General features: G+C 75.7%; 9 protein-coding genes. 6 read left to right on the top strand and 3 right to left on the bottom strand.

Going from position 1 to position 7,220, the window contains the following annotated elements; all coding sequences use genetic code 11:
* The 3 genes from ABD811_RS36200 to ABD811_RS36210 form a co-directional block, all read right to left on the bottom strand.
* The coding region (locus ABD811_RS36200; RefSeq protein WP_344956792.1) for a hypothetical protein at positions 1-196 on the bottom strand (196 nt) is incomplete at its 3' end.
* A 2-nt stretch (positions 197-198) separates the two neighbouring features.
* Positions 199-651 carry a YbhB/YbcL family Raf kinase inhibitor-like protein gene (locus ABD811_RS36205; RefSeq protein WP_344956794.1) on the bottom strand — a complete coding sequence of 151 codons (453 nt, stop codon included), beginning with the start codon at positions 649-651 and terminating at the stop codon, positions 199-201.
* Between the two features lie 48 nt (positions 652-699).
* Positions 700-1,119 carry a hypothetical protein gene (locus ABD811_RS36210; protein WP_344956797.1) on the bottom strand — a complete coding sequence of 140 codons (420 nt, stop codon included), beginning with the start codon at positions 1,117-1,119 and terminating at the stop codon, positions 700-702.
* A gap of 166 nt (positions 1,120-1,285) precedes the next feature.
* Between ABD811_RS36210 and ABD811_RS36215 the strand changes: the two genes are divergently transcribed.
* The 6 genes from ABD811_RS36215 to ABD811_RS36240 all read left to right on the top strand — a co-directional run bounded on the left by ABD811_RS36215 (position 1,286) and on the right by ABD811_RS36240 (position 6,910).
* The gene (locus ABD811_RS36215) at positions 1,286-1,909 is read left to right on the top strand and encodes a helix-turn-helix domain-containing protein (RefSeq protein WP_344956799.1); all 624 of its coding nucleotides are present in this window, start codon (positions 1,286-1,288) and stop codon (positions 1,907-1,909) included.
* Positions 1,910-1,985: 76 nt separating this feature from the next.
* On the top strand, positions 1,986-3,167 hold the full coding sequence (locus ABD811_RS36220; RefSeq protein WP_344956801.1) for an NAD(P)/FAD-dependent oxidoreductase: 1,182 nt from the start codon (positions 1,986-1,988) through the stop codon (positions 3,165-3,167).
* Positions 3,164-3,475 (top strand): (2Fe-2S)-binding protein, encoded by a 312-nt coding sequence (locus tag ABD811_RS36225; RefSeq protein WP_344956803.1) that lies wholly within the window; start codon positions 3,164-3,166, stop codon positions 3,473-3,475. Before ABD811_RS36220 ends, ABD811_RS36225 begins: the two co-directional genes overlap by 4 nt.
* Complete coding sequence (locus tag ABD811_RS36230; protein WP_344956805.1) at positions 3,472-4,977, top strand: FAD/NAD(P)-dependent oxidoreductase; 1,506 nt, start codon at positions 3,472-3,474, stop codon at positions 4,975-4,977. Before ABD811_RS36225 ends, ABD811_RS36230 begins: the two co-directional genes overlap by 4 nt.
* Entirely contained in the window at positions 4,978-5,904 is a 927-nt protein-coding gene (locus ABD811_RS36235; protein WP_344956807.1) for a dihydrodipicolinate synthase family protein, read from the top strand. It abuts the gene before it with no gap.
* Positions 5,905-5,908: 4 nt separating this feature from the next.
* Entirely contained in the window at positions 5,909-6,910 is a 1,002-nt protein-coding gene (locus tag ABD811_RS36240; protein WP_344956809.1) for a proline racemase family protein, read from the top strand.
* Positions 6,911-7,220 lie beyond the last annotated feature (310 nt).

Consider the following 7,220-nt stretch of genomic DNA (forward strand, 5'->3'; position numbering starts at 1 on the left):
CGGCCCCGCAGATCGCGGTGGCGACCCAGGGGCCGGCGTCGCGCGCGTGCGCGGCCGACAGGCCGAACAGCACCGCCGCGACCGCCCCCGCGACCAGCGCGACGCCGGACAGGACGGCACGCAGCCCGAGCGGGCTGCGCGCCGTCAGCGGCTCGTCCCCCCGAGGCTGCCGGTGAGGAGGCTGCGGACCGTCCATCGCTACCGCCCGTAGGTCCCCACCAGCGTGCCGGACGCGATGACCTTCTCCTCGACCGCCGTGCGGAAGTCCTCGCCGGTGAACCCGTCCTTGAGCCCGGACGCCTCCGACAGCCCGTACAGCCGGAAGAAGTACCGGTGCGGCTCGTCGCCCACGGGCGGGTGCGGGCCGCCGTAGCCCTGGGAGCCGAAGTCGTTGCGTCCCACGGCCGCCTCGGTGGGGACGTCCCCGGCGTCGATGCTCTCGGTGCCGGGGTCGATGCCCGCCAGCAGCCAGTGGACGAACGTGCCGCCGGGCGCGTCCGGGTCCTCGCAGATCAGCACCAGCTCGGTCACGGCGTCGGGCACGTCCGACCACTCCAGGGGCGGTGAGACGTCGCCCTGGGCGTGCGAGTGGTCCGCCGGGATCAGGGTGTGGTCGCTGAACGCGGGGCTGCGCAGTCTGATCTCGTCCATACCGCCCTCCTGCCCGTTCAGACCGCCCCGATTCCGGCGGATCGGCGATCATCGGCTGCGGCGCAGCCCGGTGTACTGCAGGGCGGCGAAGCCCGCCACCACCGCCGCCTGGAGCACCGTCCACACCGCCCCGGCCGCGTTCAGGTCCAGCCACCCGGTGATCACCGCGAGCGCGCTGAGCACCGCCCACAGCACGTTCATCTCGATCACGGCGGTGGCCGCGAGGCGCCGCACGCGGGCGGGCATGGAGACCGCCCACACCGCCAGCGCGTAGGCCACCAGGAAGGCGCCGATCGCGCGGGCGGGACCGGCGTGCAGGCCCAGCAGGTCCTCCAGTGGCCCGGCCAGCGCCAGGTAGGCCAGGCCGTTGACGCCGGTGATCACGGAGTCGAGCCGCAGCGCGGCCTTCAGCAGCCGCGGGCCGTCGGCGAAGAGCCCGGCGGTGGAGATGGAGCGGTGCGTGGTCATCGTGGCCTCCTGTGAGTCGTCGTCAAACGTCGTCGACGTCCCCGACGCTAGGGGCGGGCGGGGAGGCGTGACGATTACCTGCCGGGTAGCCGGCGGATGGAGGCGGGCCGTTCGTTAAAGCGAACGAGCGGTACGCTGGGGCCTGTCCAGGGCGATGAGTGGTGAGGTGAGACGCGCGGTGGGCGGTGCTGGGGAGTCGGTGCGGGACGTGCTGGCGGCCAACCTCCGGCGCGCCCGGCTCGGCCGGGGGCTGTCGCTGTCGGAGCTGTCCCGCCGATCGAAGATCGGCAAGGCCACGTTGTCACAGCTCGAGGCCGGTGCGGGCAACCCGACCATCGAGACGGTGTTCAGCCTGTCGCGGGCGCTGGAGGTGCCCATCTCCGACCTGCTGGACCAGCAGCTGCCGTCCGGCCCGACCGTGGTGCGCGGCGCCGAGGTGGAGGTGCTGCGCGGGGCGGCCGTCGACCTGCGGCCGCTGCACGGCATCGAGGCCGACGGCGGGATGGTCGAGGTCTACGACCAGCAGGTACGGCCGGGCGCGCGGCAGGACTCGCTCGGCCACGTCGGCGTCGAGCACACCATCGTGCAGGCGGGCCGGCTCGGCGTTCGGGTCGACGACCAGGAGGTCGAGCTCGGGCCGGGCGACTACATCGGGTTCGACGCGCTGCGTCCGCACAGCTACGTCGCCCTCGACGGCCCCGTGCGGTCGGTGCTTCTCCTGCAGTACGGCTCTGACCAGCGGCTTCGTCTCACCGACCCGCACGCGCCCGGACTCGTCGGCAAAGACTGAAACAGGGCGTTGACAGCGTCCGAACGCCGGGCATAGCCTCTGCAACGTTCGATTTACCGAACGGCAGGGAGGGGCCATGGCCGGAACCCGGGTCGCGGTGCTGGGCGCCGGGATCGTCGGCGCGGCGTGCGCCCGCGAGCTGGCCCGCGCCGGGCTGGCGGTGACCGTGCTGGAGCGCGGCGGCCCCGCGGCGGCGACCACCGCGCACGGCGAGGGCAACGTGCTCGTCTCCGACAAGGGCCCCGGTCCCGAGCTGACCCTGGCGCGGCTGTCGCTGGAGCTGTGGCCGCGGATCCTGGAGGAGATCGCCGGCCGCCGCCCCGAGACGGCGCACGCCGTCGAGTGGGACCCCAAGGGCGGCATCGTCGTCGCCACCACCGACGCGGGCGCCCGCGAGCTGGAGAGGTTCGCCGCCGGGCAGCGCGGCGAGGGCGTCACCGCCGAGCCGCTCGACGCGGCCGACCTGGCCGCCGCCGAACCGCACCTGACCCGCGACGTCGCCGCCGCCGTCCACTACCCGCAGGACGCCCAGGTGCAGCCCGCCGCCGCGGCCGCCGCCCTGCTCGCCGACGCCCTCGACGCGGGCGCCGCGCTCCGCACGGACTGCGAGGTGCTCGGCCCCGTCACCCGGGGCGGCCGCCTCACCGGCGTCCGCACCTCCCGGGGCACCGTCGAGGCCGACGCGTTCGTCAACGCGGCGGGCCCCTGGTCGGGCGCCCTGGCCGCGCGGCTGGGCGCCCCGGTGGACGTGCGGCCCCGGCGCGGCGAGGTGCTGGTGACCACGCCGCTGCCGCCCACCGTCTTCCACAAGGTCTACGACGCCGACTACGTGGGCGCCGTCGGCAGCGGCGCCGAGGACCTGCAGGCGTCGGCGGTCGTGGAGTCCACCCGCGCCGGGACGGTGCTGCTGGGCTCGTCGCGGCGGCGCGTCGGGTTCGACGACCGGCTGCGTCCCGAGGTGCTGTCGGTGATCGCCGCCAAGGCGCTGCGGCTGTTCCCGTCCCTGGAGGGCGTGCCGGTGATGCGCGCCTACGGCGGCTTCCGCCCCTACGTGCCCGACCATCTGCCGATCATCGGCCCGGACCCGCGGCTGCCCGGCCTGTGGCACGCCACCGGCCACGAGGGCGCGGGCATCGGGCTGGCGCCCGGCACCGCCCGCCTGCTGGCCGGCCTGCTGCTCGGCCAGGACCCGCCGCTCGATCCCGCCCCGTTCCGCGCCGACCGCCCGGCCGCGCTCGGTCAAGGAGGTGCCGCATGAGCCCCAGGCTCGTCCCGGCCGGGGACGACTCCACCGGCCGCCGTCCCGACACGCCGCTGCGGATCACCGTGGACGGCGAGCCCGTCACCGGCGTGGCGGGCCAGACCATCGCGGGCGTGCTGCTGGCCGCCGGGCGCCGCGCGTGGCGGCGCGGCCCGTCCGGCGCCCCGCGCGGCGTGTTCTGCGGCATCGGGGTGTGCTTCGACTGCCTGCTGACGGTCAACGGCGAACGCGACGTGCGCGCCTGCCGCCGCCGCGCCCGCGACGGCGACGTGATCGACACCCAGTCCCGGGAGGCGGACCAGTGAGCGCGGGCGCGAGCATCCACGTCGTCGTGGTCGGCGCCGGACCGGCCGGCCTGGCCGCCGCGTCGGCCGCGCTCCGGGCCGGGGCGGCCGTCACCCTCATCGACGCTGCCGAGCGGCCCGGCGGCCAGTACCACCGGATGCTCCCCGACGCCTACGCTGCGGCGCACCTCGAACGGCTGCACCACGGCTGGCGGGCGTTTGACCGCGTGCGGCGGCACGTGCTGACGCATCCGCGGTGCGACTGGTGGCCCGAGAGCGCCGTGTGGTCGCTGGAACGGTCCGACCCGGGGGAGGAGCGTCCTCCGCGCGTGCACGTGCTGCGCGGACCGGCCGACGGCGCCGGACGCGAACGCCACGTCCTGGAACCGGACGCGCTGGTGCTGGCCCCGGGCGCCCACGACCGCGTGCTGCCGTTCCCCGGCTGGGACCTGCCGGGCGTGTTCACCGCCGGCGCCGCGCAGGCGCTGGCCAAGGGCGAACGCCTCGTCGTCGGCGACCGGGTCGTGGTCGCCGGTTCGGGACCGTTCCTCCTGCCGGTGGCCGCGTCTCTGCTGGAGGCCGGATCGCGGGTCGCGGAGGTGCTGGAGGCCAACCCCGCGGCGACCGTGCTGCGCGGCTGGGGGCGCCGCCCCTGGCAGCTCGCCGCCCAGGCGGGCAAGGCCGCCGAGCTGGCCGAGTACACCGCGTTGCTGGCGCGGCACGCCGTCCCGTACCGGCTCGGCCGCGCCGTCGTCGAGGCGCGCGGCGACGGCCGGGTGGAGGAGGTCGTCACCGCGCGGCTGCGTCCCGACTGGTCGGTCGTGCCCGGCAGCGAACGCGCCGTCCCCGTCGACGCGGTGTGCGTCTCGCACGGCTTCACGCCCCAGCTGGAGCTGCCCGTCGCGGCGGGCTGCGCGCTGCGGCGGCCCGATCCCGCGTCCCCGGCCGAGGCGTTCGTCGAGGTCGACGGCGACCAGCGCACCACCGGCCCGGGCGTGTACGCGGCGGGCGAGATCACCGGGATCGCCGGGGCGCCCGCCGCCCGCACCGAGGGGCTCATCGCCGGATGGCTGGCCGGGGGAGGGGCGCCGGACGCCCCGGAACTGGCCCCGCTGCGGCGCCGCCGCGACCGCGACCGCGCCTTCGCCGCACGCCTCGCCGCGGCCCACCCGATCGGCGCCGCCTGGCCCGGCTGGCTGCGCTCCGACACCGTCGTCTGCCGCTGCGAGGAGACCACCTACGGCGCGCTGCGCCGCGCCGCCGGCGACCCCGCCGGAGCGTCCGCCCGCGCCCTGAAACTCGGCACCCGCGCCGGGCTCGGCCCCTGCCAGGCCCGCGTCTGCGGCCCCACCGTCGCGCAGCTCCTGGCCGGGACGCCCGAGGCGTCCCCGGGTGCGTCCCCGGTCGAGTCCCAGTTCGAGGGGCTCCCCGCCGCGACCCCGCACCACCGGCCGCTCGCCCAGCCGATCCGGCTCGGCGAACTGGCCCGTCCACCCATCACCGATCAGGAAAGAGAGCACTGAATGAGCACCGGCACCAAGGCCGACGGCCTCGGCGGCGTGATCGTCGCGACCGCGCTGCCCTACCGGGAGGACGCGAACGCGCCCGCCGGGCTGGCGGTCGACTACGACCGGTACGCCGAGCACTGCCGCTGGCTGGTCGACAGCGGCTGCCGCGGCGTCGGCCCCAACGGTTCCCTCGGCGAGTACTCCTCGCTCACCGACGAGGAGCGCCGCCGCGTCGCGCGCACCGCCGTCGAGGCCGTCGGCGACGACGGCGTGGTCGTCGTCGGCGTGCACGGCCCCGGCTCCCACCAGGCCCGCCACTGGGCCGAGATCGCCGCTGAGGACGGCGCGGACGGCGTGCTGTGTCTGCCGCCCACCATGTACCGGGCCAACCGCGGCGAGGTCATCGCCCACTTCGAGGCGGTCGCCTCCGTCGGCCTGCCGGTCATGGTCTACAACAACCCGATCGACACCAAGGTCGACCTGACCCCCGACCTGCTCGCCGAGATCGCGCAGATCGACAACGTCGTCGCGGTCAAGGAGTTCTCCGGCGACGTGCGCCGCGTCCTGGAGATCCGCGAGAAGGCCCCCGGCCTGGAGGTGGTCGCGGGCGCCGACGACGTCACCCTGGAGGCCCTGCTCATGGGCGCCACGGGCTGGTTCGCCGGGTTCCCCAACGTGTTCCCCGCCGAGTCCGCCGAGCTGTTCGCGCTCGCCACGGCGGGCAAGCTGGAGGAGGCGCGGGCACTGTACGAGCCGCTCGTCGCGGCGTTCCGGTGGGACTCGCGCACCGAGTTCGTCCAGGCCATCAAGCTCGGCATGGACATGGTCGGCCGGTACGGCGGCCCCTGCCGCCCGCCGCGCGGGCCGCTGGTCGACGAGCACCGCGCCGGGGTCACCGCCGACATGGAGCGGGCGATCGCGGCGCTGCGGGAACGGAGGTAGGCGTATGAGGTCGGTGCGCAGCATCGCCGCCGTCGACTCGCACACCGAGGGCATGCCCACGCGCGTCGTCACCGGCGGCGTGGCGCCCATCCCCGGCGACACCATGGCCGAACGCCGCCGGTACGCGATCGACCACCTCGACGGGCTGCGCCGCTTCCTCATGGACGAGCCGCGCGGCCACGCGGCGATGAGCGGCGCGATCCTGCAGCCGCCCACCCGCCCGGACGCCGACTGGGGCGTCCTGTACATCGAGGTCAGCGGGTTCCTGCCGATGTGCGGCCACGGCACGATCGGGGTCGCGACCGTGCTGGTGGAGACGGGCATGGTCGAGGTGACCGAGCCGGAGACGCTGGTGCGCCTCGACACCCCGGCCGGGCTGGTGGAGGCGCGGGTGGCGGTGCGCGACGGCGTGGCCGAGCAGGTCACCCTGCGCAACGTGCCCGCGTTCGCCGTCGAGCGGGACGCCGTCGTCAAGGTCCCGGGCCTCGGCGAGGTGCGCTACGACATGGCCTACGGCGGCAACTTCTACGCCATCACCGAGCTGGAGCCGCTCGGCCTGCCGTTCGACCGCTCCCGCAAGGACGACATCCTGCGCGCCGGGCTGTCGGTCATGGCGGCGATCAACGAGCAGAACCCGCCGCGCCACCCGGCCGACCCGCTGATCGGCGGCTGCAAGCACGTGCAGTTCCTGGCGCCCGGCTCGGACGCCCGGCACTCGCGCAACGCGATGGCCATCCACCCCGGCTGGTTCGACCGGTCGCCGTGCGGCACCGGCACCTCCGCGCGCATGGCGCAGCTGCACGCGCGCGGCGAACTGCCCCTGCACACCGACTTCGTCAACGAGTCCTTCATCGGCACCCGGTTCGTGGGCCGCCTGGTCGGCGCCACCGAGGTCGGCGGCGTGCCCGCCGTCGTCCCCGAGTTCTCCGGCCGCGCCTGGATCACCGGCACCGCCACGTACATGCTCGACCCGGCCGACCCCTTCCCGCACGGCTTCGTCCTCTAGCCGCACGGCCCGGCCGTTTCCCGACGTGCCCTCGCGGCGCGCCTCACCTCCGCCGGCGACCGCCGGCGGCCCCTCGATCACCCCTGCGTTCATGTCGGGAGGGACCGTCATGTCCCAATCCACCCCAACCACCCGATCCAGCGCCGCCCCCTCCGGGACGGGGCTGTTTACCAGGGCGGGCATGTTCCGCCTCAAACCCGTCGACTCCTCCGAGGAGGAGACCGCCGGCGGGCTGCGCCGCACCATGGGCCTGTGGCAGCTCGTCGCGCTCAGCCTCGGCGGCCTGGTCGGCGCGGGCGTCTTCTCGCTG

The sequence above is a fragment of the Actinomadura miaoliensis genome, from assembly GCF_039536785.1.
In the GTDB taxonomy this organism is placed as follows: Bacteria; Actinomycetota; Actinomycetes; order Streptosporangiales; family Streptosporangiaceae; genus Spirillospora; species Spirillospora miaoliensis.

What these genes read in the sequence shown, in the direction of transcription:
- ABD811_RS36205 (WP_344956794.1), bottom strand. Translation starts at nt 651, where the DNA reads ATGGACGAGATCAGACTGCGCAGCCCCGCGTTCAGCGACCACACCCTG.
- ABD811_RS36210 (WP_344956797.1), bottom strand. Translation starts at nt 1,119, where the DNA reads ATGACCACGCACCGCTCCATCTCCACCGCCGGGCTCTTCGCCGACGGC.
- ABD811_RS36220 (WP_344956801.1), top strand. Translation starts at nt 1,986, where the DNA reads ATGGCCGGAACCCGGGTCGCGGTGCTGGGCGCCGGGATCGTCGGCGCG.
- ABD811_RS36225 (WP_344956803.1), top strand. Translation starts at nt 3,164, where the DNA reads ATGAGCCCCAGGCTCGTCCCGGCCGGGGACGACTCCACCGGCCGCCGT.
- ABD811_RS36235 (WP_344956807.1), top strand. Translation starts at nt 4,978, where the DNA reads ATGAGCACCGGCACCAAGGCCGACGGCCTCGGCGGCGTGATCGTCGCG.
- ABD811_RS36240 (WP_344956809.1), top strand. Translation starts at nt 5,909, where the DNA reads ATGAGGTCGGTGCGCAGCATCGCCGCCGTCGACTCGCACACCGAGGGC.